This window comes from Micromonospora sp. WMMD1082 (genome assembly GCF_029626175.1).
GTDB lineage: Bacteria > Actinomycetota > Actinomycetes > Mycobacteriales > Micromonosporaceae > Micromonospora.
The window spans coordinates 1,262,100-1,287,305 of record NZ_JARUBM010000002.1; the positions used below are offsets into that span (position 1 = coordinate 1,262,100).

The 25,206-nt window shown below is 70.7% G+C and carries 18 protein-coding genes; 5 read left to right on the forward strand and 13 right to left on the reverse strand.

Annotated features, from left to right (window positions below; all coding sequences use genetic code 11):
- Positions 1-2: 2 nt before the first annotated feature.
- Positions 3-794 (forward strand): peptidase, encoded by a 792-nt coding sequence (locus tag O7615_RS05990; RefSeq protein ID WP_278176310.1) that lies wholly within the window; start codon positions 3-5, stop codon positions 792-794.
- 99 nt (positions 795-893) lie between these two features.
- On the opposite strand, the gene O7615_RS05995 is transcribed toward O7615_RS05990, so the two are convergent.
- From O7615_RS05995 to O7615_RS06045, 11 genes are all read right to left on the reverse strand, one after another.
- A complete protein-coding gene (locus O7615_RS05995) occupies positions 894-1,931 on the reverse strand; it encodes an enediyne biosynthesis protein (RefSeq protein WP_278176311.1) in 1,038 nt (345 codons plus the stop codon).
- On the reverse strand, positions 1,928-3,850 hold the full coding sequence (locus tag O7615_RS06000) for a CRTAC1 family protein (RefSeq protein WP_278181988.1): 1,923 nt from the start codon (positions 3,848-3,850) through the stop codon (positions 1,928-1,930). The genes O7615_RS05995 and O7615_RS06000 overlap by 4 nt, the downstream gene beginning before the upstream one ends.
- A gap of 351 nt (positions 3,851-4,201) precedes the next feature.
- Positions 4,202-5,560 (reverse strand): cytochrome P450, encoded by a 1,359-nt coding sequence (locus tag O7615_RS06005; protein ID WP_278176312.1) that lies wholly within the window; start codon positions 5,558-5,560, stop codon positions 4,202-4,204.
- Positions 5,557-6,063 (reverse strand): flavin reductase family protein, encoded by a 507-nt coding sequence (locus O7615_RS06010; RefSeq protein WP_278181989.1) that lies wholly within the window; start codon positions 6,061-6,063, stop codon positions 5,557-5,559. The genes O7615_RS06005 and O7615_RS06010 overlap by 4 nt, the downstream gene beginning before the upstream one ends.
- A 55-nt stretch (positions 6,064-6,118) precedes the next feature.
- Positions 6,119-6,556, reverse strand: coding sequence for an acyl-CoA thioesterase (locus O7615_RS06015; RefSeq protein ID WP_278176313.1), 438 nt, complete (start codon positions 6,554-6,556; stop codon positions 6,119-6,121).
- A 1-nt stretch (position 6,557) separates the two neighbouring features.
- Positions 6,558-12,386: a type I polyketide synthase gene (locus O7615_RS06020; protein WP_278176314.1), complete on the reverse strand. Its 5,829-nt coding sequence runs from the start codon at positions 12,384-12,386 to the stop codon at positions 6,558-6,560.
- Positions 12,387-12,725: 339 nt separating this feature from the next.
- Positions 12,726-13,715, reverse strand: a complete 990-nt coding sequence (locus tag O7615_RS06025; RefSeq protein ID WP_278176315.1) for a DUF1702 family protein — start codon at positions 13,713-13,715, stop codon at positions 12,726-12,728.
- A 137-nt stretch (positions 13,716-13,852) separates the two neighbouring features.
- Entirely contained in the window at positions 13,853-14,431 is a 579-nt protein-coding gene (locus O7615_RS06030) for a copper resistance protein CopC (RefSeq protein WP_278176316.1), read from the reverse strand.
- Positions 14,428-15,012: a hypothetical protein gene (locus tag O7615_RS06035; RefSeq protein ID WP_347405072.1), complete on the reverse strand. Its 585-nt coding sequence runs from the start codon at positions 15,010-15,012 to the stop codon at positions 14,428-14,430. Before O7615_RS06035 ends, O7615_RS06030 begins: the two co-directional genes overlap by 4 nt.
- A 170-nt stretch (positions 15,013-15,182) precedes the next feature.
- On the reverse strand, positions 15,183-16,253 hold the full coding sequence (locus O7615_RS06040) for a carboxymuconolactone decarboxylase family protein (protein ID WP_278176317.1): 1,071 nt from the start codon (positions 16,251-16,253) through the stop codon (positions 15,183-15,185).
- Positions 16,254-16,357: 104 nt separating this feature from the next.
- A complete protein-coding gene (locus O7615_RS06045; protein ID WP_278176318.1) occupies positions 16,358-17,161 on the reverse strand; it encodes a TIGR03084 family metal-binding protein in 804 nt (267 codons plus the stop codon).
- Positions 17,162-18,502: 1,341 nt separating this feature from the next.
- Here O7615_RS06045 and O7615_RS06050 point away from each other — a divergent pair.
- On the forward strand, positions 18,503-19,186 hold the full coding sequence (locus tag O7615_RS06050; RefSeq protein WP_278176319.1) for a MerR family transcriptional regulator: 684 nt from the start codon (positions 18,503-18,505) through the stop codon (positions 19,184-19,186).
- A gap of 189 nt (positions 19,187-19,375) precedes the next feature.
- Here O7615_RS06050 and O7615_RS06055 read toward each other — a convergent pair whose 3' ends face one another.
- Entirely contained in the window at positions 19,376-20,179 is an 804-nt protein-coding gene (locus O7615_RS06055; RefSeq protein ID WP_278176320.1) for an AraC family transcriptional regulator, read from the reverse strand.
- 308 nt (positions 20,180-20,487) lie between these two features.
- Positions 20,488-21,561, reverse strand: coding sequence for a carboxymuconolactone decarboxylase family protein (locus O7615_RS06060; RefSeq protein ID WP_278176321.1), 1,074 nt, complete (start codon positions 21,559-21,561; stop codon positions 20,488-20,490).
- Positions 21,562-21,823: 262 nt separating this feature from the next.
- Between O7615_RS06060 and O7615_RS06065 the strand changes: the two genes are divergently transcribed.
- The 3 genes from O7615_RS06065 to O7615_RS06075 all read left to right on the forward strand — a co-directional run bounded on the left by O7615_RS06065 (position 21,824) and on the right by O7615_RS06075 (position 25,180).
- Positions 21,824-22,819 (forward strand): DUF1702 family protein, encoded by a 996-nt coding sequence (locus tag O7615_RS06065; protein ID WP_278176323.1) that lies wholly within the window; start codon positions 21,824-21,826, stop codon positions 22,817-22,819.
- Positions 22,820-22,976: 157 nt separating this feature from the next.
- On the forward strand, positions 22,977-23,546 hold the full coding sequence (locus tag O7615_RS06070) for a DUF5987 family protein (protein ID WP_278176325.1): 570 nt from the start codon (positions 22,977-22,979) through the stop codon (positions 23,544-23,546).
- Complete coding sequence (locus O7615_RS06075; protein ID WP_278176326.1) at positions 23,543-25,180, forward strand: GMC family oxidoreductase; 1,638 nt, start codon at positions 23,543-23,545, stop codon at positions 25,178-25,180. Before O7615_RS06070 ends, O7615_RS06075 begins: the two co-directional genes overlap by 4 nt.
- Positions 25,181-25,206: the final 26 nt, after the last annotated feature.

Below are 25,206 nucleotides of genomic sequence, written 5' to 3' on the forward strand. Positions count from 1 at the left end.
GGATGCGTACCCGCTCGGCAACCGCGGCGGCGCTGCTGGCCGCCGGCGTCGCCCTGGCCCCGGCCACGGCGCTGGCCGCGCCCACCCCCGCCCCCTCCCCCGGTGCCACCACCGTCACCAAGGCCGGCACCTCGTTCCTGAGCGCCACCCCGGTCGCCGCCGGCCAGCCCGTCCGGGTCGGCGCGTCGACCGGTGAGTACCTCTACTGGTCGTTTCCAGCCGCCGCGGGCGAGATCCACGAGATCACCTCGACGGTCAGTCTCGCCCAGGACCGAGGCGGCAGGTCGACCTGGACGGTCGAGGTCTTCGACGGGCTGCGCCGCCGGCAGGCGTGCACGGCCGGCGCGCAGACGCCGACCGCCGACGCCACGGCGCGCACCGTGGCGATCGGCTGCACCCTGCGGCGGGTCCGCCCATGGGCCGAGCCATGGTCCGGCGACCCGCTGCCCGGCACGTACTACGTGCGCCTGGCGGTGGTCGACGTGCCCGAGCCCGACCTCGGCCTGCCGGTCGACGTGGACCTGCTGATCTCCACCGTCGGCGAGGCCGGTTCCTCCTCCGAGGACGGCACCCTCGCGGCCCCGCTGGTGCCGCCCGCCAAGGCCGGCACCGTGCTGGGCGCGGAGCCGACCGCCACACCGGAGGGCGACGAGGACGACGGCGGGAAGGTCAGCCTCACCGGCTGGTTGCCCGAGGCCGGCTCCCGCTGGATCTGGACCACGGCCGGCGGCATGCTGGCCGCGCTGGCCGGCGTGGTCGGCTTCGCCCTCACCCGCCGCCCCACCGCCCGATGAGCCCCGCCGGCAGGTCGCGCCAGGTGCCGGGCGCGCGCCTGCCGGCGGCCTGAAGCCGGCCGGGGCAAACAACGCCCCGGCCGGCTCCATGATCCGTGGTTAGGTGGTGGCTGGCCGTAGGGTCTCGCCGGCCGGGGACGGCGCCGCCGCCCGGCGCTCCCGGAGCCACCTGACCCACCAGAACGTGCCGCGGATCAGGCATACCAGGGTCACCGCGAAGAACAACGTGTAGACGACGTTGAACGCGATGAGCACGCCGTACACCGCTGCTACCCCCGAGCCAAACATGAACTGCCACTTCCCGGACGACGGCGTCGTACCCGGATCGGTGACCATGTAGTTGGTGAAGAGCACGAAGGCGACGCCCGTCATGACGCCCAGGGCGGCCCACAGCTGCACGTCCATGAACCAGTGGCGGATGAGCGCCTGGATCACGAAGCCGCCCAGCCAGCCCACGATCAACGGAATCCGCTTGGTGAGCATGCCGTTGAGCACGGTGCCCGCGGTGAGGATGATCAGCGGGATCGCGATCCGGATCACGTCCGACACGTGTTCGGTGAACTGGTACGGCGGCGCGACGTTCACCCAGGGGAACACCAGCAGCGCTGCGGTGATACCCAGGTTCGACGGGTTCATGAAGTGCCGCATCCGGCCGTTGATCGGGGCCTGGAGCACCGCCTTCTGGCCAACGGCCACCACGACCGCGAACGCGATGGGCCAGAACACGTCGTTGGCGTACAGCAGCATGTTGGCCGCGAGCGCGGTGATGTGCGTGGGTAGGAGGAAGGTGTACACACCCCAGGCCCCGTTGCCCAGGAAGCCCACCGGCCGTCGGTTGGCCCGCGCGGCGACCAACTCGACGATGAGCTCGGTGCTGTAGCCGACGGCCAACGCGAAGAGCGGCCAGGTCCACGGCTGCTCGAAGCCGAGCACGGTGTAGCCGAGGATGTTGAAGATGCTCATCGAGATGGCGAAGTTACGCAGTGCCAGGTACCGCGGGTCCTTGCTGTCGACGCGCGGGGGTGCGGTGCGCCCGGTCGACGGAGCCGGCTGGGCCCCCGGGCGCGCATCGGCCACAGCCGATCCGGCCCCGACGGCGTGGCCGTCGACAGGGGCGACGCGTTTCACATCGGTCATGACGCCTGCACCTTTCGGACCTCATTCGTGAGCATCAGGTCGTGCCACCCGGCGGTCAGGTCGAGCGTCTGGACGTGGACCGCACCGGAGTAGTCCCGCCAGCAGATTTCCGCCGACACCGGCTGCGACCCAGCCGCGCCCAGCCCGAAGAAGACCTCGAAGCTGCGCTTGCCCGAGTGCCCGCTGCCACCGTCGAGCTGAGCGATCCGGGTACGACCGTCGGCGGTGGTGACCTTCACCTGGGCGCCGTAGGCCGGCGCGCCAATCGCCTGGCCGCCCCCGGCCTCGCCCTGTGCCGGCCGGAACAGGCGCAGGCCGAGGAAGTTGCCGTCGCCCGGCTTGGCGTTGCGGTAGTAACTGGGGGCGCCCCACTGCCGGGCCACCGCGAAGTCGAGCCCGCCGTCGCCGTCGGCGTCGGCGATCGCCACGCCCCGGCTCGGAGTCGTGTCGGTCATGCCCAGTTCGGACGCGACGTCGGCGAAGCGGCCGTTCTCCTCCGGCACCCAGAACGCGAACGGCTGGGAACCGGCGATGTCGTCACCGGGCTCGGACTGCGGCCACATGGCCGGGTTGCGGAGCAGCAGGTCGTTGGTGGCGGCCAGTTCCTGAAGCCAGGACCAGCGGTTGATCTCGCCCTTGACGAAGCCGGCGGTCTGCACCAGGTCCTGCTCGCCGCTGTTGTTGAAGTCGGCCATCTTGGCGTCCCAACCCCAACCGACCCAGGCCAGGTTGCGCTTGGACGCCTCGTTGTCGAACGGGGCGATCCCCTGTTCCATCCTGGATCGAGCGTCCGCGGGGCTGGCCGCCGTGTTACGGAAGACGAAGTTGCTCTCCTCAAGTCCCCAGCTCGTGGTGATGTTGCTGATGAAGATGTCGTACTTGCCGGTGCCGAACAGGTCACCGAACTCCATCGACATGCCCTTGAACGAGTCGTGCCCCACCACCAAAGACTTGGGCGTGAACGCGCCCCGACGGCCCTCCGCGAGCTTGAAGCGGATGTTGCCGGGGGTCGACACGTTGTGGAAGAAGCGATCGTTGCCGAAGTCGTTGGCCAGATACAGCTCCGGCAGCATGTCCCCGTCGATGTCGGCGGAGCCGGCACCGAGCGTCCAGCCGGTGGCGTACGCGGGTGGGACGGCCGGTTGCTCCTCGAAGGTCGCCGACGGCTCGTCGCCGGTGGTGGCCGAGGTCCACCGCAGCACGTGCGCGCCGCCGGCGTTCTGGGCTCGCGACATGGAGTCGTTCATCTGCACGTGCGGCTGCCCCAGCGGGTCGAGCACCTTGGTGTCCGGGAAGTAGTTGAAGACGCCGATGTCCACATGTCCGTCACCGTCGAAGTCCGCGATGGCGACCGCGTTGGTGTTCCAGAGCGCGCCGCGGTAGACGCCCGTGCCGGGGGCCTGCTGCGGCACCAGCTCGGTGGCGTGGAAGCTGTTCATGCTCAGCGGCGCGTCGCCGGTCCGCTGCATGAACAGGATGGGCGTGCGGCCCCAGTAGTAGACCAGCAGGTCCATTCGGCCGTCGGCGTTGAAGTCGCCGGGCGCGCAGCCCATCGGCGCCATGATGTCGCTGATCGGCAGGCTGCTGGGATCGAGTACGAAGGGCTCGTACGTCGCGCCGCCACCGGGTGCCGGGGTGACGATCACCGCATCGCTGCGGCTGTCCACCAGACACAGGTCGTTGGAGCGGCCATCGCCGTCCAGGTCGTTCAGGGCGATCGCGGCGCCGACGGATGAGACCCACGCCCGGATGTGCTCGTACGCCGGGTTCACCGGCCGCACCGTGCGCTCCGGCAGCCCTGGCGGCAGCGCGATGGGCAGCTCGGTGAACTCGTAGCTCTCCGCGAGCGACTGCCGGGTCGCCGCAGATGCCTGAGGTAGCTGCGCGGCCCCGTAGAGAACCAGGCACACGACCAGCACAAAAATGCCAGGGATTAGTCGGCGGACACGGCCGACGGGTTGCGGTGGCAACAGTTCCTCCTCCATCTGGGCGCGCATTTCTACACCCGCTCGACGAGCTAGGCGGACGGCACTTGAACGGGCCGACGCTCGGCGATCCAGTGCGGACGAAAGAAAGATCGGCCACCTTGGGAAATGCCGAGCACCGATTCAGGAGGTTCGGGGCAACGGCATTTAATCATCGCCATGAATATTCTTTCGAGGACCTTCGGAACTGTCTTCTCTGGTCTTGCCGTGCTTGCCGCCATCGGTCCGGAAGCGCAATCCACAAGATGGGTGATCCGCTTGCCGTACGCGATGGCGGCGGCGCTTTCAGCTCAGTGGCCGTATCAGCATCGGAAGCCCGCCGCGCATCCGCAGCGACAGCATCGGTTCGGGGATCGCCCGGTGTCCCGGCGCCTTGCTCAGGCGCAGGTCCCGGACCAGCAGGGCGAGCACGAACACCGCCTCCATCATGCCGAGATTGCTCCCCACGCAGAATCGTGGGCCGGCGCCGAACGGCAGGTACGCGTAGGTGGGGCGGTCCCGCATCTCGTTCTTGTCGAACCGCTCCGGATCGAACCGCTCCGGATCCGGCCAGAACGCCGGGTGCCGGTGCAGGGTGTACGGGCAGATCAGCACGTCCGCCCTGGCGGGCACCCGGTATCCGCCCACCTCGTCCTCCTGCTGGGCGATCCGGGGCAGGAGCCACACCGGCGGGTAGAGCCGCATCGACTCCATCAGCACCATCGTGGTGTACTGCAGTCGGTGCAGGTCCTCGTAGACCGGCAACCGGTCGCCGAGCACCTCGACCGCCTCCGCGTGCAGCCGCTCGCGCACCTGCGGGTGGTCGTCGACGAGGTGCAGGGCCCAGCCCAGGGTGCTCGCCGTCGTCTCGTGCCCGGCGAGCAGCAAGGTCACCAGTTCGTCGCGCAACCGCTGCCGACCCACCCGTGGGTCGGACTCCTCACCGGCGGAGATGATCAGCCGGGACAGGGCGTCGTCCCGCCCGGCCACGTCCGCGGCCCGGGCCGCGACGAGTTGGTCGACCACCTCCTGCAGATGCCGACGGGCCCGCCGGAACCGCATCTGCCGTGGCAGCGGAACCCACATCGGCACCGCGCTGAGCGACTCCAACTCGAACAGCGCCTGGTCCTGCACGGCGGCGAAGGAGCCACCGATGTTGTCGAATCCGTCGAGGTCGGCGTCGAGCAGCGTCCGGCCGAGGACGCCGAGGGTGAGCCCGGTCAACTCCTCCACCACGTCCACCGGCTCGTCACCGGCCCGGGCGCGCAGCCGACTGACGAACTTGCCGCCCTGCTCGGCCACCGCGTCGGCGTGCCGGGCCAACCGCCGGCTCTGGAAGACCGGCTGGATCACCTTGCGTTGCTTGCGCCACAGCTCACCCTCGCTGGTGAGCAGACCGTCGCCGAGCGCGCGCCGGGCATGGACCAGGCCGATGCCCTTGTGGTAGTTGCCGCTGTTGTCGGCGAGTACGTGCTTGGCGTGCTCCGGGTGGTTGAAGAGGTACAACGTCTTCGGGCCGACCGGCAGCCGCGCCGCGTCACCGTAACGCTCGGCGGCGGAGGTCATCATGTGCAGGCGGTCCCGCGTCATGACGGCCAGCAGCCGGAGGGCGGATGCCCGGGACGGGCCCGGAGGGGTGCGTGCGTACCGTTTGGTGGTCGTCATGTCGTCACGTCACTCCGCTCCTGGTTGATCTGGTGGAACCTGCCGGACAGAAAGAGCAGGACATCGTCGTCGAGCCGTCGGTCCATGGAGAGCAGGCCGCCGAGGAAGATGGTGTGGTCGCCACCGTCGTACGCCTGTCGCAGCTCGCACTCGAAGTGCACCAGTGCGCCGGCGATCAACGGGCTTCCCGTCGTCGGTCCCGGCAACCAGTCGACGCCCGCGAACTCCTCGCGGCCCAGCGGGCGCCGCCGGTCGGCGAAGTACCGGGCCACGTCCTCCTGGTGGGCGGCGAGCACGGACACCCCGAAGTGCCGGTGGTCGGCCAGCCGCCGATGCATGACCGCGTCACGCTGCACGCAGACCAGCAGCAGGGGTGGGTCCAGTGACACCGCGGTGAAGGAGTTCGCCGTCATGCCGTGCGGTAGCGGTCCGCCGACGGTGATGACGGTGACGCCGGTGGCGAAGGCACCGAACGCCTTCCGCAGCGCCAACGGGTCGGCCACGCCGGCGGGCGGCGTCGGCGGTACGTCCACGCGTTCTGCTCCCATTGTCGTGGCCTCAGACCCGCGCCGCCGTGTAGGGCGCGAGGGCCCTCGCGAGGGCCTCGGGAACCCGCGCGGGCACGGTACGGGTGTTCGGGCCACGCATGCAGGCCACCCGTTGCCGGCCCCGCGCCACCAGCGTCTCCCCGTCACCGGGGTCCAGCCGCACGTAGTCGAAGCTGAACTCCACCTGGGTCTGGGCCAGTTCCGTCAGCCGCATCCGGATCGACAGCTGATCGAAGGCGGTGATCTCGGCGAAGAACTCACAGTCGACCTTGAGGGTGAACAGCTTCAGGTCGTCGCGGAGGTCGACCAGCACCTCGGGTGCCCGGTCCTTGAGGAACATCTCCCGGCAGCGTCCCTGCCAGCGCAGGTAGTTGACGTAGTAGACGTTGCCCACCAGGTTCGTCTCCTCGAACCCCACGGTGTGCAGGTACTCGAAGTACTTGTCCATCTCAGTTGCCCCCTTGGACCAGAATCGCGAAGACCAGCGGCTCGGCGATGTCCCGTACCGCCACCACGACGCTGGCGATCCGGAACTCACCGGAAGCGAAGACCGTCCAATTCGGCCGCGGCGACGGCATCAGGGTGAGCGGGGCGCGCTGGGTCAGCCCCACCTTCTGCAGGCACTCGACCGCCGTCCAGACCCGGGTGGCCGCCGCGTCGAACTCCTCGCCGGCGTCGGCGATCAGCCGGGCCAGGTCGCTGTGCGGCCCGAGCAGCCCCCGCCAGTCCTCCTCCGTGCGGCGGACCACCGTCTCCACGTCGCAGGCGACCGGCGCCTGCGACGTCACGCAGAGGGTGGCCCCGTCGGTGTGGGCGGCAGAGAGCGTCGCGCTGCCGGCCAGTTCGGGGCGCCCGTCAGGCCGGTAGCCGATCTCGGCGGGCCGGCCGAGCGAGCGGCCGGCCGCGAGCGCGGTGACGGCACGCCGCCGACGCACGTGCTCACCGTCACCGACGGCGCCCGGCCCACCGGCGTGCGGCTCGACGGTCACGTCCACGTCGACGCCGACCAGGTCGCCGACGGTCCGTTGCAGGTACGGGCCGAGCAACGGCGCGACCCACGGTCCGCGACCATCCGACTTCCGGACCGCTTGGAGCCGGAGTCCCTCCCAGCGTTCGATCGCCGCACCGCTGTCGGTGCGCAGCACCACGTCGTAGGTGTAGGTGTCGCCGTCGCGGCTGCGCTCGGTGGCGCAGTACCGCAACCGACCGGTCCCGGACAGCCGCTGGCCGGCGGGCTGCAATCGCTCGACCCCGACGGGCAGCAGTGTCGCGTCGGGGACGCAGACCTGGTTGCCGTGCATCAGGGCGTCCCGCACCCCGGGGTCACCGAGCAGCAGCGTCTCCGGCAGGTACCCGGCGAACCACTCGGCCGGCTCGGCGGCCAGGTCGGCATCGACGTGCCGGGCGGCCGCCCGGTGGTAGGTCCGCAGGCGGTGGAACCGAGCGCCCTGGAACAGGCTTCCGCCGTACAGGTCGACGGCGGGATCGAGCGGGACCGCCGGCAACCCGTCGGCCACCTGCTCCGGTGGACCGTCGGCCGGCGCGGCGGCGGCATAGCGCAACCGGGCGCGGAAGTGCTCGGCCGCGAAGCTCGTCTCGCTGCTGCGGATGACCGCCTCGACGGTGTCGTCGTCGACCACCACCACGCCGACCCGGACGGCGGTGCTGCCCTCCGGCGGCACCACGATCGGACGCAGGAACCGCGCCTGCTCGAAGGTCGGCGGCTCGGTTCGCCCGGTGACGGCCGAGGCGACCTGTGCCATCGCCTCCATGCCGAACACGGCGGGGAACAGGAGGTTCCCGTCCAGCCGGTGGTCGGCGAGGTACAGGTCGGTGCCGGCGCTGAGGTCCAGCTCGGTGACCAGCTCCACGCCGTGGTAGCGGATCAGCGGGCGGTCGACGAATCGGAGCAACGGCAGCTCGGGCAGATCCCGGCGTACCGTGTCGATGCTCTCCACCCGACCGCTGACCACGGTGACCGGCGGGGTACGGCCGTCGCCGAGCAGCCGCCGCAGCAGCTGCACACCCTGGTCGGGAGTGACCGGGGTGATCCCCTCGCGGACCAGGCCCTCGACCACCGACAACCGCTCGCCCATGCCGACGCCCGACCAGACCGACCATTCCAGGCACAGCGCCCGGCAGTTCGGGTACTCCCGCCCGACGTCGGTGGTCAGGTCCGCCAACCAGTCGTTGGCGGTGGCGTAGTGCGCCTCGCCGCGTAGGCCCGCCCGGCCGATGATGCTGCCGAACGTGACCAGCAGCCGCAGTTGCTCCGGATCCACCGCCGCCAGCACCGCTTGCAGCCCGTCGACCTTCGGCGCGAAGGTTCGCCGGAACGCCTCCCCGTCCAGCGCGGTCAGCGCGGCCGGCTCGTTGCGGCCGGCGCCGTGCAGCACCGCGGTCACCGGACCCAGTGCTGCCGTCACCTCCTCGACCGCGGACCGCACCTGGGCGGGATCGGTGACGTCGGCGCGGGCGTAGTACACCTGCACGCCGGCCTCCGCCATCCGCTTCAGGTTGCCCGCGAGTTCCGGGTCGTCGGCGGGGTCGGAGCGGCCGAGCACCGCGAGCCGGGCACCGGCGTCGGTGGCCACCGCCAGGGCACACTCGGCGGTGATGCCCTTGCCGCCGCCCGTCACCAGCAGCACGTCGTCCTCGCCCAGCGGGCGCACCGGGTCGACCGGCCGCACCGGCAGGGCTCGCAAGGTGGGCACCAGGCGGCGCCCGTCGGCGTCGTAGTGCGCCTCGATGAATCCGGCGGTGGCCGCGACCTCCGCGACCACCCGGTCCACCGGGTCCGTCCCCGCCGGGACGGTGACGACGGTCACCCGGACCTGTGGCGCCTCCAGGCGCAGGGTCTTGGCGATACCGGCCGCGCCCCGCCCGTGCTGGACGAGCACGAGGCGGTCACCGGAGGCGGCGGCGCTCTGCGCCCCCTTCAGGGCATGGGAGAGGTGGCGTTCCTGGCAGGTCTCCGGCAGGCAGACCAGAACGCCCGAGCCCACCTGCGACCGCTCCAGCACCCCGCGCAGCCGCTCGGCGAACGGGTGCCCCTCCTCGTCGACGTGCAGCCGCCACTGGCCGTTGGCCTCCGTCGCCACCCGCGGCGGCAGCGGGACCGCGTCCAGTTCGACCGCGAAGGCTCTGGCCCAGTCGGCCGCGCCGGCCACCATCGCGGGCGCTTCCGCCGCGCCGTTGCGGACGGTGCCGCCGATCTGGTCCAACGCGTCGGCCAGCTCCCGGACCGTCGCGGTGGCGAAGTTGGTCGGCGTCTGCGATGGAGGCACTCCGAGCTGCTGGGCCGCCTGGTTGACCAGTTGGCCCACGGTGATCGAGCTCAGGTGCAGGTCATCGAGGAGGAGACTCTGCTCCTGCACCAACTCCGGGGGCAGCTCTGCCCGTTCCGCCGCGAGCCGGCGCAGCAGCTCCAGCGTGGAGTCGGTGGTGGGGGCCGGCACGTCACCGGCGGCGGCCACCGGTACGGCCGCGTACCCGTTGTCGGTGGCGACCTGGGCGGCCGGGGACGCCGGGTCGGCGGCAGGTCGGACCGGCAGCGCCAGCCTGGGCGCCGCCTCGCAGGGGCTGGCGAAGAAGCTGAACTCCTCCCCCACCTGCACCGGCCGGATGAGCCGGCCATGGAACAGCTCCACGCTGACCGGGGCGGCGCCGACGACGTACGCGGCGGCGACCACCCGCAGCAGCCCGGCGATGGACTCGTCGTCGGTGTCGAGCGCCACCGCCGGCACCGTGGTGGCGGCGGTGGCCAGTCCGGAGAGCACGCGGCCGGGACCGACCTCGACGAAGAGGTCGACGTCCTTGGCGGCGGCGGAGATCGCCTGGGTGAACAGCACCGGGTCGGTGATCTGCCGGCGCAGCAGCGCCGGCACGTCCGTGTCGGCGGGCAGTGCGCCGCCGGTGACCGTGGAGACGATGCGCCGGCCCACCGGGCCGAAGGTCTCCTCGGCCAGCGCCGCGCCGAAGGCATCGGCGGCCGGCGCCACCAGCGGCGAGTGGAAGGCGTGCGAGACCGGCAGCGGGGTGCTGCCGAGACCCTCGTCGCGGGCCCGCTGACCGGCGGCGTTCACGGCCTCGGCCGTACCGGCCACCACCGTCTGGGCCGGCCCGTTGTAGCTGGCGACCACCACCGGAAGGTCGGCGGTGATCCGCTGCACCACCTCGGGCGGGGCGCCGATGCTGGCCATCGTGCCGGAGGAACTGTGCTCGCTCATGATGCGTCCGCGCAGTGCCGCGATCCGCAGCAACGCCTGGTCGTCGATGGCATCAGCCCAGTTGAGCGCGGCGATCTCGCCGAGGCTGTGACCGACCGCGAGGGTGGCGTCCACGCCCAACATCGACAGGGCCCGGACACCGGCGAGCGCGCCGGTGACGATGCGCGGCTGGGCGATCTCGGTGGCCACCATGTCGCCGGAGGTCGGCAGCTTCGCCTCCTGGTAGACCTCGTCGACCTCGGCGAAGCGCCGGCGCAACCCACCGCCGGAGGTGCCGCGTCCGGAGCCCTGGCCGGGAAAGAGAAAGCCGATTCGGCCGGGGCCGGTGGTGTGGCCGAGGAATGCCTTCCCGTCCTGGCCGAACAGCTCGACCTCGCCCGCGTCGAGCGCGTCCCGGATCCGCCGCAGTTGCCGCTGCGCGTCGTCGGGCGAGGAGACCAGCACCGCCGCCCGGTAGGGCAGGTCACGCAACTCCCGATGCAGCGTGGCGGCCAGGTCGGCGAGCTGGGCGTACGCGATCCTCGGGACGAACTCGATGAGGCGGTCCAGCCGCTCGCCCAACTCCTGCGGCGTGGCGGCGTCCACCACGAACAACTCGGTGTCCTGCAGGGACGCCGCCAGCGCGCGAGTGCGGCTCTCCAGCCGGGCCCGGCGACGCGGGCTCGGGTTCTCCAGGACCACGTGGGTGTTGATGCCGCCGAACCCCATCGCGGTGATCCCGGCGCGCACCGGAGTCTCCGCGGGCCAACGCTCGGCCTTGCGCACGGCACGCAGGGCCGCCGCCTCGCCACCGAACAGCTCGTGCGGGTCGACGCAGCCGATGGTCGGCGGAATCACCTCCTGGTGCACCGCCATCGCCGCCTTGATCAGGCCGGCCACCCCCGCGGCGGCCTTGGTGTGGCCGATCATGCCCTTGATCGAACTGATCGCCGCCGGTGGCGCGCCCGCGTCTGCCGCCATCCGGGCCTGCGACAGTGCCCGCAGTTCCGTGGCGTCGCCGACCGCGGTGCCGGTGCCGTGGCCCTCGAACATGCCGACCGTCTCGATGCCGAACCCGGCCCGCTCGTACGCCCGGCGCAGCGCGAGCTGGTAGCCGCTGATCTCCGGGCGGGTGATGCCACCGCGCCCGTCGGAGGAGATGCCCCACCCGGCGATCGTGGCGTAGACCCGGTGCCCGGCCTGGCGTGCCTCCGATTCACGCATCAGCACCACCATGCCGCAGCCCTCCCCGGGCCAGAACCCGTTGGAGCCACGGTCGTAGACCCGCATCTCCCCGGTGGCCAGCGCGCCGGTCTTGGCGAAGCCGATGATCTCGAACGGGTCGATGGAGAGGTCCACCCCGCCGGCCACCGCCACGTCCAGCTCGCCATCGACCAGCGCCTTGCAGGCGGTGGCGACCGAGAGCAGGGACGACGAGCAGGCACCGTCCACGGTGTAGCCGCCGCCCTTGAGGTCGAAGTGGTTGCAGATGCGTCCGGCGATGGTGTTGGAGAGCCCACCGGCGAGCGTGTCCTCGTCCACCGCCGGGAACGGCGCCTTGAAGGTCGCCTCGAAGCTGTCCAGGAACGAGGCGAGCTGATCGTCGTCCCACTCCTGTTCCTTGAGCGCGGCGGCGACCATCCGCCGGACGAACGGCCACCGCAGGCGCAGTTGGTTGGCGCGGGAGAACTCGCCGGTCAGCGTGTTGCCCACCACCACACCGGTACGCTCCCGGGGCGCGCCCTCCGCCATCGGGAAGCCCGCGTCCGCCAGTGCCATCGCGGCCACGTCCAGCGCCAACCAGTGGGTGAGGTCGGTGGAGCGGTAGGTGCTGCCGGCCACCTTGTAGGCGATCCGGTCGAACTCGTATCCCTCGATGACGGCGGCGTGGCGGGCATAGAAGCGGTCCGGGGTGCGCGGATCGGGATCCCAGTAGTCTTCCAGCCGCATCCGCTCGTCCGGCAGCCGTCGGAAAGCACGGCGGCCGGCCAGTGCGTTCTCCCACAACTCCCGCGGCGACGTGGCGTCCGGGAATCGGCACGCCATCCCGACGACGGCGATCCTGGTCATACAGATCAACCTTTCCTCCAGGGCCTGTCGGCAGGTGCGGCCCAGCGATCGTGACGGTCTGTGGGTAACGTGGCGGTCGCATTTCTCTGCGCACCGCGCCTCAGTGACACTTCCGCATTAATCAGCGAAGAAGTGCTCAGCACCTCAAGCTTTCCTGGGAAATGTGATCCCGCGCAGCCCATAATCGGCCGCACTAGCATCGTCGCAGGCCAGCAATTACGGCGTCTTCTTCAGCGTTGCGCAGTGAAGGGCCGGAAACGCACATTGCACCCACCCTTTTGCCGGCGGTCGTGATGGACCGCCGGCCACAGGATGGGTGCCAGCCGGGGATGTGGCGGGTCAGCTCCCGGGCAACCGGGTCAGGACGAATCGGGCCCGGACGGCAGCGCGCCACCGCTCGTAGGCGGGCACCTCATCGCCCTCACCCAACGCGCCGGCCACCTCGTCGGCGATGACTGCCGCAGCGGCCACATCGCAGTCGCCGAGTGCCCGCATCGCGACCTCGCTGTGCTCGGGCACGTAGCCCGACCAGGCCCGCGCCTTGGCAGCGAACGCCGCGCCCTGGGCGAGGTCCGGGGCGTACGCTCCGGCCGCCGCGCGCAGCCCGGCAAGCGCTGCCGCGTCCGCCCCACCGGCGAACGTCGCGGCCAGCCCCAGACCGCTCCACAGGTCGGCACGGCGTTCGACGGCGAACCGCTCCACGGCGGCCACGCAGTCCGGTACGACGGCCCCGTGGATGAACCAGATCGCCCGCCCGACACCCTGGTCCGCCGCACGCGGGAAGTAGGCCGGCGCGCCCTGCCACGGGTACGGGGCGGGCTGTTGCTGACCGTCGAGGTAGCGGGCGGTGTCGAAGTACGCCTTGTCAAAGCCGTACCCGTCGACGGCCAGCCAGCTCATCGTCGGGTGGTACGGCGAACCCGTGAGATCGGGGACCACCTTGCGCCACAGCACCCGGGGCAGCCGGGCCATGGCGAAGCCGATGCCGATGTAGGCGAGGAAGAGATGCGGCTGACCCGGCCCGCGCAGCAACTCCTCCGTCCGCCGGCCCCGTCGACCGGTGGCGTCCCGCACCGTGTAGGCCATCGTCGCGCCCTCGTACGCGAAGCCGCGCAGCTCCGGGTCGACGAGCTCCAGGCGGTGCTCCAGGTCGGCCAGGTTGGAGCCCTCGATGCCCCACTCGAAGCCGCACACGACCGCCTGTGGCACCGCTTCCAGCTTCCGCGTCGCGGCCGACGGGGCCGCCGGGAAGCCTCGACGCCGGAAACTGACCTCGTCCAGCGACGGTGCCAGGGCCAGTCTCCGTAGGGTTCCGAGTGTCGTCGCCATGGCACTCCCTCTCTGCCGCAGGTGTGCGTCCAGCACCCGTCCCATCGTGGGTGCCGCCGGCCGTCGGCGGCGTCTCCTCGCGTGCTGACCTGCGACCCGTGCTGACCTGCGACGCAGGCTTACCTGCGACCCGTGCGTTACCTGCGGCGGGGCCCGCGCACCATGAGCACGACCACCGTCGTGATCAGCAGGAGGTTCAGGATGAGCAGGGCCCCACTGGTCGGATCCGTGGGGTCGTGGTCGTGACCGCTCGCGGCCACCTGACTCCCGGCGGGCGTGGGCGCGGGTTCGGCCAGACCACCCACCCGGAACGCGCTGATCCCGCTGAACTCGGCGCCGTCGGCCATCCGGACGTGGTAGGCGATCCGATAGTCGCCGAGATCGGTGACCGTCACCGGCAGCACCACCTGGTTGTTCCGCACGAGCAGTTCCCGGGCGGGCAGGGAGACGCCGTCACGCGATACGACCAGGTGCATCTCCTCGACCGCGGGCTCGCCGCTGAAGGTCAGCGCGACCTCCGCGGGACCAGCCGCCAGCGCCGCGCCGTCGGCGGGGGTGACCTCCCGCAGCTCCACCGACTGGCTCGACGCCCACCAGGTGAGCAGCGCCACGGCGAGCACCACCACCCCGACGGCAGCCGCCGCGACCCGCCGCGGCCAGGTACGGCCATCGGCGGCGGGCGGCGGCTGCGCGACGCTCGAGGTATCGGCGGTCATGCCCCGGAGACCGAAGCCAGCTGCTGCGGCGGGCGACAGCTGCAGTCCATCTGCTCAGCCTCGGCGTTACTCGGACGCAGGTGCAGGTACATCGCGATGACCATCGGTATGAACACGATGGTGTTGTAGAACAGGTGCAGCTCCACCCGGGGCAGCACGAGTTGCAGGATGCTGGTCGGCACCGCCTGGCCCGCGATGGTGAAGCCGAGCTGCGCCTGGAGCAGCAGCAACAGGTGCTCGATGTGGTGCCAGAACTGGATGGCCAGGGCCACCGTCCACCAGGTTCGTGCCCGGCCGACGAAGCCCTGCCGGAGGACCCACAGCCCGACCAGCATGACGATCGCGTACCCGTAGTGCAGCCACTCGGAACTCACCAGCCACGGGAAGTACTGTCCCAGGACCCCCCGAGAGGCGGGCCGTTCCCAGCCCAGGGCCCAGATCTGGAACGCCTGTGTCAGGTGCTCGGCCCAGTGTGCGATCACGATGACCATGAAGATGTTGAGCGCCGCCCGATGATGGCGCCCGTTCAGAGAGTCCAGCAGCCCGCCGCTGGTCGCCGGTTTCGTACTGACGCTGCTCACTCGCGCTCCTCTTTAGACGGACGATCGCCGGCTAGCGACCGATGCGGGTGTGCGCCCGGAGGTCAAGCCTGGCAAGGAAAGCGCGGTCCCCACATCCTCCATATTGCTCAATACTTCGGCAATGATCGATGGAGCTGTACCACCCGATCCGCGTGGGAAAGTAAGAGGTTTCAGTGACTCGTCTGCGCCGGCACGTGTCGCGCACCGATGGCGCGGGCCGCGACGTAGCTCGCCCACGCGGCGGCCCGCACCAGCGTCGCATCCTCGACGTGGTGACGGCGGAACTCCTCGATCACGTGCTCGTCGACCTGATAGGAGGCGACCGCGGTGAGCAGCGCGAGGCGCGCGGCGGCAGCATCGGCGGCAGCTAGCCCCGAGACCGTGCGCTCGCACCACTCCCGGCTGACCCCGGTGTCCTCCCCACGCCAGCCCGCCAGATGCTCACGGACCAGGTCCCGGACCACCGGACTGAGCGCCCGTTCGCCGGCCGCCTCCAGCGCCGCGTACGACCGGGCCACCGCGGCGGCGACGACGGCGCTGCCCCGCGCCCAGGCGGCGTCGGCCGGCAACGGCGCGTCGGCCAGGAACCGCAGCGAGCGGCCCGGCTCCCGGGGCGTACGCAGGGTGGACTGAAGGATCGCGCTGATCCCCCGCTTGAGCCGCCGCCGCGCGCCCGGTGGCAGCCCGGGCGGCAGCAGGAAGTTGGACAGGAAGACGTTCACCATCCGGGTCAGGTAGTGGAAGCTGACCACGACGCCGACCAGTTCCGCGCGGGCCACGGGGCCGGCCATCGGCGGCTCCAGCGCGGGTCCGTCCGCGAGGTGTGCGGTCCGGGCCCACTGCGCCGCCCACCGGGTGCGGGCGTCGAGGACGTCCTCGATCCGATCGGCCGCTACCGCCTCGGCGTCGTGTTCGGTGGCCAGGTCGTACATGCCGACGCTGTGCATGTCCACGCAGTACGGACAGATGTTGGCCACCGACACGGCCGAGGCGACCGCTTCCTTACCGGCCCGGTCGACAACCCCACCGGTCATCAGCGGCTCTCGCATCAACATCCAGTACGCCGCGAGCGTCTCGGGCGCCGGCGAGTGCAACAGCGCGGGCGGGATCACCAGCCGCTGCTCCTCCTGGATCTGACCGTAGATCCCGGCGATCATGCCGGTGGCGGCACCTACCGAGACCGGAGTGACGTACTTGACCTGGCGCTGCACCACGGATGAGGCGACCCGTCTGGCGACCATCTGCTGCTCCGTTACCTTCGACCGCCGATGGCATTGCGCACGGCAGGAGAACTAAGGATCCGCCGCGCCCGCCCGGGACTGGGCGGGCGCGGCGAGACGGCGGTTCAGGGACGGGCACCGGCGAACTGGCCGGGGGCCCGCCCCGGCCCGGCCGGGCCCCGGTACGCCTGCGCGATGTCGAGCCACCGGTCTGCGTCCGGCCCATGCGCCACCAGTGCCGTGTCGGCGCGGTGCCGGCGGCGCGTGACCAGCAGGCACAGGTCCACCGCCGGTCCGCTGACCGACTGCGTCGCGTCGCTCGGGCCGAACGTCCACTGCGCGCCCGAGGGAGCCGTCACGTCGAGCCGGATCGGCTGCGTGGGCGGGTCGATGCCCCGGACCAGGTAGCCGAAGTCCCAGGTGCGGGCGGCGAAGGCGACCAGGTGCCGGATCCGGTCGGTGCGGTGCGGTCGCACCCCGACGGTGTCGGCGATGTCCTGGCCGTGGGCGAACAGCTCCATCATCCCGGCCGCCGCCAGGACTCCCGCCGGCAGCGGTCGTACCAGCCATGGCACCAGATGCTCCGGCGCCACCTTCGCCAGGGCCCCCTCGGCGGCGGCGCGTTCGGCGCGCCAACGACCCAGTAGCGCCTGCGGCGGGGCGGCCAGGTACGGCTGGAGCGCGGCGTTGACGTTGGCGTCGAAGTCGTCGCCGAGTTGCGTGAGCAGGTTCTGGAAGGCCTCGGGCTGCGCCGTTGCCATCGCGGCGAGCCGGAAGGTCGCGGCCAGGTGGGCGACCTGGTGCTTGACTGTCCAGCCGGGTGCCGGTGTGGGCCGGTCCCAGTCCGCGTCGTCGAGGCGGGCAACGATCTCGTCGAGTTCATCGCCTTCTTTGGTCAGGTCGGCGACTACCTGATTGGTCTGGGTCACGTTCGGTCCTCTCCTGGCCGGTGAGCCGTGTCGGGATCCCGGTCGGCCGAACGTATCCCCGGCGCGCGGCCCGTTCCTCTCCGAGAATGCGGAACCCGGCGGTCCGAGCCGCCGGACACCGGACACCGGGTGGCGACCTGCTGACCACGGTCAGCAGCGCATGCCAGGAGATGCAATTCACCGCTTCGTCCCGTCCTGACTGGCCGGGCCGATTGCATACTCTCGCAGTAATATCGCCCGTGTATGGCCATGCGACGTGCCACATCGTCCAGCCCGCACGACCCGTCGACTCACCCGGCGCCATCGCCTCCGAATGCGGGCGGACAATCCACGCCGGAGCCGAACCGTCAACCGCACATCAGCGCCAGTCATCACACAGTCACTAACATCCATCCGGCGTACGCCGCTTTCCGCAGCCGTCCCCCGCGCCAGAGTCGACCCGAAACACAACGCCGAGGGCGCTCCCCTGTTAATCGATTTGTTGATGCACCCGAAGGATACGATTCATCGCCGCCACGGAATCAACAGATAACGCATCGCGCATGCACCCATTCCGGCCAGAAAAACTATTCGGAAAAGAGATCCGACTGGCCGCCGACGGCCGCTCGCGACAGGAGCGAGCACCTCCAGGGGCGGTCGCTCAAGGTAGTCGTACGTTTACTTATCGCGATTATCGTTCGAGCCAATGCCACCTTTATCCGCATTAGCGCGGTACAACCTGTAACGGCTGGTCAAGGTGGGCATCGCCTAGAAAGTTCGGACGTGCCGCTATCCGCATAGAAACATATAACGCTCCCTGGCAGCAGGGGCACTGCCAGTGATCGATGCTCCTGGGCGATTGCCCGGCGCTGTCCGATGGCGATCGCCGCTATGGTCAACCGCTCAGAGATCGGCTAGCCTCGACCGAAAGCACGACGACCTGACAGCAAGCAGACAGACACATAAAATGTGTACGCAGAAACACTCTCGATGCCCACCATCAGCATCGATAATGCAGATTATTGAATCCCATTGACAGACAATTCTCACGCAAAGTTGATAGTGCCGGACGAAGGCTCTGCCACGATCCGTTTTCTAGGGGGAGGCATCATGAGGGGCTCCAGCGCGCAGGCCGCGGGCCGCCCGACCACCGCCACGCGAACCCCGGACGGGTGAGCTCAACCGGACATGCGAGTCGGGGACGCTCGACGGCGTGAGCTGCCGACCGATGCGCCTCGTCGAACCCCGGCCCGCCAACGCCCCGGACAGCCCGTGACGCCTACGCGATGAAACACCACCGGGTCACCGGGTTCCAGCTGCGAGAACCTCACGACCACGCCGTTTACCAGCCGGGGGCTGCACATGCGCATTTCTGACCTGAGCAAACGCACAGGCGTGCCCGTCGCCACGATCAAGTTCTACCTCCGGGAGGGGCTGCTCCCGCCCGGCCAGCCGACCGGCCGAAACCAGGCCCGGTACGGCGAGTCCCACCGTCGTCAGCTGTTCTTCATCCGGGCACTGACCGGTATCGGCCAGCTCGAACTCTCGTCCGTCCTGGAGCTGCTGTCAGCGATCGACGACGACCGGCCGCCGCTCTCCGACCTGTACGCCGCGGTCAGCCGGGCGATACACCCGCAGGACAGCGGCTCGACGGCCGACAACGACGTGGAGCTGGTCCGGCAGGAGGTCGACCGCTTCATCGGGGCTCTCGGCTGGACGGTGGATCCCGCCGCGCCGGGCAGGGCTCGCCTGGCACGGGTGGTGTACGCCCTCCGCCAGTTGGGCTGCGGGGATGGCATCGACTTCTTCCGGCCGTACGCGTTGCTCGCGGAACAGTTTGCGGACCGCGAGTTGAGCCTGTTGCCCACCGACGGCGACGTCGACCGGGGCGCGGCCGCAGCCCGAGCCGTTCTCTTCGACGTGGCGTTGTCCGCGCTGCGGGGAATGGCCCAGGAGCACCTCGCGGCACAGCGGTTCGGGAGAATCGCTCCGGAGCCACGAGACGAACGGGCTGACGAACCGCAGGTTCCGTCGGTTCGCAGCTGACCCGTCGATGGTCGACGACAGTCGATCGGCGAGCGGTGGCGGCGGGAGTCCGGGGCCGAGCGGTCGAACGCCGGCGGTGCCCTCGACCGGCATGGTGCCGGCCGCGCCGGTGTCCGAAATAGATCTGGCCGGTCCGGCCACATCAGGCGGTCGAGGTGCTGCTGCCGGACCGCCCGGGATACGGCGCGCCTACGCGGCGTCCGTCAACGTCCCCGTCGCGTCCGGCTGGTCGCCGCTGACCAGGCTGAGGGCGTACATCCGGACGTCGAGCAGGGCGCGCAGGACCGGTGCGTCGAGGGCTCCGGCCGGTTGCAGGACCAGGTCGGTGGAGACGGGCACGTGCGGGCGGATCGTGATCGGTCCGGCGGCCCCGACGGACGCCGGGCGGTCGGTCCGGTCACGGACCGGGCCGGCGCCCCGCTCGCGGATGGTGACCGCCTGGGCGAGTAGGTACCAGCTACCCGGTGGGGGGTTGTCGAAGACGATCCGGTCCGCCTGCCGCAGCACGGCACAACGCACCGGGCGCCCCTCGGGAACGGGGTCGGCGAACAACCCGACGAAGATCACCGCGTCTGGATCCGGACGGGGCGACCGGACGTGGCAGGTGAGGTGCGCGCTGCGGAAGCGGACGGCCTCGGCGCAGGCACGAGCCCCCGGGGCGTGGCCGGCCCGGCGGCGGTAGGTGGTGGGGGACATCCCGACGTTGCGGCTGAACCGGGTGCTGAAGGTGCCGACGCTGGTGTAGCCGACGCTGATGCTGATGTCGGCGACCTTCATCGAGGTAGCGACCAACAGTTCCTTGGCCCGCTGTAGCCGAAGGGCGGCGAGGAAACGCCCGGGAGAAACCCCCGTGACCCGTTGGAACATGCGAGTGAAATGGAACTTGCTAAACATCGCCTCGCGGGCTAGATCCGCCACGGTAATTGGCGCGTCCAACCTTTCCTGCATGGCCGCAATGGCTCTTAGAACGGCCGTTTCCGAATTCTCACCCATCAGGTCCTCCCCTATAAGGAAATGCCGGATTAGCACCGTTTGAGGGCAGCACACGATCGGCCAGACTTGGCCTGAGCAGGTAACTTAGGTAAGTGAGTTTCGATGTCCGTCAATTAGGTGAAGCTTTCCCGCAAGGCTAACCGAGCGACCCGCGCCGGGCAAGCCCTCACACCCAGACGGTCCCACCGTCACTAAGCGCAATCGTCGAGCAGGATGGATACCGGACATAGCCAATTCCGATTATACGAACGGGCGGCGCAGCGGAAACACGAACCGTGATTCGGGTGTGCTAACCGCGCTACCCCGGGTTATCGATGCAGATCGTCGAACAGTCGGACGGCGATCCGACGCGCGGCGGCCAGGGACGACCAGGCCGTGACGCGGATCAGTGCCGCATCGTCGAGCCCGGCGGCCCGCAGGTCGGCGAGGTCGGTGTCGGTGACCCGGTGCGGCGCCCACGCGGTCAGCAACGCCAACCTGGCCAGCGGCCGATCCGCCGGGGCAACGCCGGTCAGGTGACCGGCGAGCCAGTCGTCGATGAGCAGCCCGGGTGGAGTGGCGTCGGGATCGTCGAGGCCCGTGGCCACGACCGCCCGCACCTGCGATGGGATGGCGGCCGTACCGGCCCGGTCGACCGCGTGGAACCCGCGGGCCAGGGCGTCCGCCATGGCCGAACCGGTGGCCGCCCACGCCAGGTCCTCCGGTGCCGGCGCGGCCGGCAGCAGCTCCGTGGCGAGCCCCGCCGGCAGGCCCACCCGGGCGAAGTGCCCGAAGATCCGTACCGCCATGCGCCGCGCCAGGGCATGTCCGCCGCGCGGGATGGGTAGCAACGGCGATTCGCCCAGGTACACCGTCACCATCCGGTTGATGTAGTGGAACATCATCGCCACGCCGATGAACGACGGCGCACGGTCCACCTCGAACGGAGCCCGTCGGCGGGCGCCCGCCGCGCGGTGTCCGCTGGCGGCGGCCCACATCGTCAACTCGCGGAGCCAGGGATCGTCGATCTGGTCAACATGCCCCGTGACGACCCCGGAGGAGAGGCCGTCCCCGCCCACCCCGGCGAACGCGGCGCCGTGCACCTCCACGCAGTACGGACACGCGTTGGCGCGGGACACCGCCGCGGCGACCGCCTCCTTGGCGGCGCGATCCGCGGGATCGCCGGCCAGGAGCGTCTCCCGCAGCATCATCCAGACGGCGGCCAACGTCTCCGGTGCGGCGGCATGCAGCGCGACCGGTGGGGCGAGCATGCCGAACTCGGCCTCCATCTGACCGTAGACCCGCACCACGACACCGGTAGCAGACCCCGGCGGCACCGGGGCTATCCGGCGGATGTGACTCAGCGACGCCCGCCGGGCCGAGCGTGAGAACAACGACGACACGGCAGATTCCTCTCGCGCTACGACACAGCTCGGCACCATCGTCCGGGAGCCGCCGGCGCGCAGACATCTTCCGCGTTGCCCGGCGGGACGACCGGTTCCGGTGACACCGTACGGCTCGCTCGCCACCACGCCGGACACGTCGGCACCGGGACGATCCCCGCACACCAGGAGACGCGGTCGAGCGGGGTGCCATCCACGATGTACTCACGGCAACACCGGCCGTGGCCCGTACCCGTCCAACCCACACCAGCGGAGGCCGCACATGTCGACGTGGCACAACCTGCGACGGCGCATCATGACACCGAACGTCTCGGAGACACGGGTCGACGTCCGCGGCTTCCACGTGAAGTCTCCGGCGGCGGTGGAGCGGTTGGAGACCGTCGGCCGCTCCTTCCTCGCCGGCTTCGGGGCGGCCGCCGCGACCGGCCGCCCCGAGGACATCGCCGCCGAGTTGGCCACCCTCTCGGCCACCTTCCGTGGCTTCGCGTACGAGGGCGCCGGCATGGCCTTGGCCATCCTGGACGCGCTACCCGGCCGCTCCCGCCACGTGCGCGACTTCCTGGCCGGGCCCGGCGCCGACCACGTGTACATGGTCTACGTCGGGGTCGGCTGGGCAATGGCACGCCTGCCCCGATTCCGCTGGCACACGCTGCACGCGCCGGATCCGCTGCTGCGCTGGCTGATGCTGGACGGGTACGGCTTCCACCAGGCGTACTTCCACACCCGGCGGTACGTGCACGAGCAGTTCCGCTCCCCGCGTCTCGCGGCGCGCGTGCCGGGCCCCGCCTGGCACGTCGACCAGGTGATCGACCAGGGCATCGGCCGGGCCTGCTGGTTCGTCGGCGGCGCCGACCCGGCGCGCGTCGCCGCCCTGCTCGACGCGTTCCCCGAGGCACGGCGCGCCGACCTGTACAGCGGCGCCGGACTGGCGGCAACCTACGCCGGCGGCGTAGACCGGAGTGAGCTGCAAACCTTCGCCAGGGCTGCCGGGCCCTACCGTGGCTGGGTCGCCCAGGGTGCGGCGTTCGCGGCCGCGGCCCGGCTCCGGGCGGGACTGGTCGTGCCCCACAACGAGTTGGCGACCCAGGTGTTGTGCGGGACCGACGTCGCCACCGCGGCCGCAGCCACCGACACCGCTCGCGAGGGCCTTACCGAGAACGGCGTCCCCGCCTATGCGCAGTGGCGGGAGCGCATCACCGAGATGTTCTCGGGGCACACCGGCGCCACGCCGATCCGGCAGGGGCGTCCCGAAAGCTGACCGGTCTCCGGTCCGCGTCGCGGTCAGGCCGGTCCTCAGGCGGGACCGTGCGCTCGTCCCCCCGCCCGCCCTCCTCGCGCAAGCCAAGAGGTGACCGCGACAACCGGGCGCACCACGATGGGGTTCCGGCCCGGAACGTTGACGAGAGGGCGTACCCATGCCACCCGAAGTCACGGAGCTTGACGTCTCCGAGATCATGACACTTGAGGCTTTCGCGGACACGATCATCCCGGGCGAACGCCGACACCCACAGGACCGGGCCATCGCCGGCGCCGCCAGCGGCGGCGGAGCCGTCGCCAGCGGAGCGGTCGACCTCATGACCTCCGTGGAAGGCGGCCTCGCCGGGATGCTGGAGAGCCTGGCGATCGGGCTCAACGACCACGCCCAGGCGTACGCCGACCGACACGGGCGCGTGCTCGACTCCGAGGTGCCCGCCTTCGTCGCGCTCGACTTCGCCGACCGGACGGCACTCGCCGCCGAGCTGATGGCGCCCGGCTACCCCGAGCAGGACCTGTGGGTGCCACTGGCCATGTTCAGCGCCATGGCCTGGGATACCGGAGCGTCGGTGCACACCACCGAGGCCATGGCGGCCGGGCACCCCGGCCTGACCACCATGCGCTTCGCCCCGCCGGACGCCGACGGGTTGTGGCGTTTCCCGGACTACTCCTACCGGCGCCCCCTCGCCTCCGTCCACCCACAGACCACGCCCTCGGGAGATCCCGCATGACCACCATCGAAAGTACGGACGTCCTGGTGATCGGCAGCGGCTTCGGCGGCTCGATCCCGGCCTACCGGCTCGCCGCAGGCGGCGCCCGGGTCGTCGTGCTGGAGCGCGGGCCCTGGCTCACCGGCAAGGACTTCGACCACGACTTCAAGTTCGGCAGTTCGAGCACCCGGGCGTTCGAGTTCACCATGGGCGACGGGATGAACATCCTTGGTGGCAACTGTGTCGGTGGCGGCAGCGTCGTCTACTTCGCGGCCATGCCCCGGGCACCACGACACGCCTTTTCCCGGATGGGCGGGGCGGGACGCCGGATGTGGCCCAAGTCCATCGACAGGACCGCGCTGGACCCGTGGTACGACAGGGTCGCCGAGGCGCTGCCGATCACTCCTCAGGATTGGAACGACGTCACCTACTCCGGCGGCCTGTTCGCCGCGGCGTGCACGCATGCCGGCCGTACCGCGAACCCGGTGCCGGCGGCCATCGACCGCGCCAAGTGCACCAACTGCAACTGGATGATGTCCGGCTGCCGGTTCGACGCCAAGCGCTCGCTGTTGCTCAACTACCTGCCGGCCGCGGTGGCGCACGGTGCGCAGATCCGGCCGCTGCACGAGGTCCAGCGCATCTCCCGTACCCCCGAGGGCTACCGCGTGCACTACAACACCGTGGACGAGGTGGACTATCGCGTCGTCACGGGCAGCGGCGCCATCGACTGCCGGATCGTCGTCGTCGCGGCCGGGGCCGCGGCCACGCCCGCCATCCTGCAGCGTTCCGAGGACGACCTGGGCGCCATGCCCCCTGCGGTGGGCCGGTACTTCTCCGGCAATGGCGAGCGGCTCAACACGGCGGTGATGAACGAGCAGAAGATCCGGGAGGTGCTCGGCCTCAGCCGGGGCGACGGCATCGCCTACGAGGCGTACCAGATCGGCAAGGGACCGGTCTGCGCCAGCTGGGACAAGCTGGACGAATCTCTTCCCGAGTTCAGCCGCCACTCGCTGGAACAGCTGTACTTTCCTCCCGGCTTCGGCACCATTCTCGCCCAGGTACGCGACGCGACCGGGCCGAGCTGGTTCGGCACCGAGAAGAAGGAGCTGCTCCGCCGGTGGCAGTCCTGGCTGACCGTCTTCATCATGTCCGAGGACGACAACGAGGGCGTCTTCGGCCCGCCGCCCACGATCGGTAACGCCGACCGGATCTCCCAGCAGATGCTGAGCAAGGGCCCCCTGCGCTACCGGCCCACGGCCAACACGCTGGCCGGCTGGGAACGGGCCGATGCGGACGTGCGTGACATCCTCGAACGGGACGGGCTCGCCGAGGTGATGCCGTGGAGCAACGACGTCATCGGCGCCTACACCGTGCATCCGCTCTCCTCCTGCCGCATCGGCGATGATCCGGACACCTCCGCCCTGGACGACACGCACGAGCTGCGCGACCATCCCGGCATCTTCGTGACGGATGGCTCGGCCGTGCCCGGGGCGTTGACCGTCAATCCGGCCTTCACGATCGCGGCGCTCGCCGAGCGCGCGGTGCCGGGAATCGTGGAGGCGGCTGCTCGGCGCGGGGTACGGACCCGTTACGTGGCGGATCCGCCAGGGGCCGTCACCAGCGCCCGGGGCTCCCGGGTCGACGTCGCGGCCTAGGAACAACTCGGCCGGGGCCCGACGCG

Bases quoted from the DNA above. Each gene is read 5' to 3' on its own strand.
- O7615_RS05990 (WP_278176310.1), top strand. From the start codon at position 3: ATGCGTACCCGCTCGGCAACCGCGGCGGCGCTGCTGGCCGCCGGCGTC.
- O7615_RS05995 (WP_278176311.1), bottom strand. From the start codon at position 1,931: ATGACCGATGTGAAACGCGTCGCCCCTGTCGACGGCCACGCCGTCGGG.
- O7615_RS06005 (WP_278176312.1), bottom strand. From the start codon at position 5,560: ATGACGACCACCAAACGGTACGCACGCACCCCTCCGGGCCCGTCCCGG.
- O7615_RS06015 (WP_278176313.1), bottom strand. From the start codon at position 6,556: ATGGACAAGTACTTCGAGTACCTGCACACCGTGGGGTTCGAGGAGACG.
- O7615_RS06020 (WP_278176314.1), bottom strand. From the start codon at position 12,386: ATGACCAGGATCGCCGTCGTCGGGATGGCGTGCCGATTCCCGGACGCC.
- O7615_RS06025 (WP_278176315.1), bottom strand. From the start codon at position 13,715: ATGGCGACGACACTCGGAACCCTACGGAGACTGGCCCTGGCACCGTCG.
- O7615_RS06030 (WP_278176316.1), bottom strand. From the start codon at position 14,431: ATGACCGCCGATACCTCGAGCGTCGCGCAGCCGCCGCCCGCCGCCGAT.
- O7615_RS06040 (WP_278176317.1), bottom strand. From the start codon at position 16,253: ATGGTCGCCAGACGGGTCGCCTCATCCGTGGTGCAGCGCCAGGTCAAG.
- O7615_RS06050 (WP_278176319.1), top strand. From the start codon at position 18,503: ATGCGCATTTCTGACCTGAGCAAACGCACAGGCGTGCCCGTCGCCACG.
- O7615_RS06055 (WP_278176320.1), bottom strand. From the start codon at position 20,179: ATGGGTGAGAATTCGGAAACGGCCGTTCTAAGAGCCATTGCGGCCATG.
- O7615_RS06065 (WP_278176323.1), top strand. From the start codon at position 21,824: ATGTCGACGTGGCACAACCTGCGACGGCGCATCATGACACCGAACGTC.
- O7615_RS06070 (WP_278176325.1), top strand. From the start codon at position 22,977: ATGCCACCCGAAGTCACGGAGCTTGACGTCTCCGAGATCATGACACTT.
- O7615_RS06075 (WP_278176326.1), top strand. From the start codon at position 23,543: ATGACCACCATCGAAAGTACGGACGTCCTGGTGATCGGCAGCGGCTTC.